Annotated in this window: 1 protein-coding gene; it reads left to right on the forward strand. The window is 58.4% G+C overall.

Going from position 1 to position 476, the window contains the following annotated elements:
• Nucleotides 1-476, forward strand: a 476-nt coding sequence (locus M5B44_RS28800) for a calcium-binding protein (RefSeq protein ID WP_412546983.1), incomplete at both ends; no start/stop codon positions are given.

Below are 476 nucleotides of genomic sequence, written 5' to 3' on the forward strand. Positions count from 1 at the left end.
ATCACCATGACGGCTGCACGGTCGGGTACCGGCCTGGGGGGCGACGCTCAGGGCGACACGTTCTCCGACTTCGAAAACATCATCGGTACAAACTACAACGACGTGTTTACCGCTTCGGCTGGCACCACAACCTTCTACGGTGGCGCCGGCAATGACGTGTACATCATCAACGGTTCGGCCAGTCAGAATGTGGTGGAAGCGGCCGGTGGTGGTGATGATGAAGTCCGTACCACCCTGAACATCATCACCCTGGCGTCGGAGGTCGAGCGTCTGACGTTCACCGGGACTGGCAACTTTATCGGTACTGGCAACGCATCCGATAACATCATCACCGGCGGTGCCGGCAATGACACTTTGATGGGCGGTGCAGGTGCCGACCAACTGATTGGCGGCGCAGGTTTTGACATCGCCAGTTATGAGGATGTACCCACCAGCGTGGGTGTGAGTCTGAACCTGAAAACCGGTGTGCACACCGG

The sequence above is a fragment of the Pseudomonas sp. MWU12-2029 genome, from assembly GCF_023242425.1.
GTDB lineage: Bacteria > Pseudomonadota > Gammaproteobacteria > Pseudomonadales > Pseudomonadaceae > Aquipseudomonas > Aquipseudomonas kribbensis.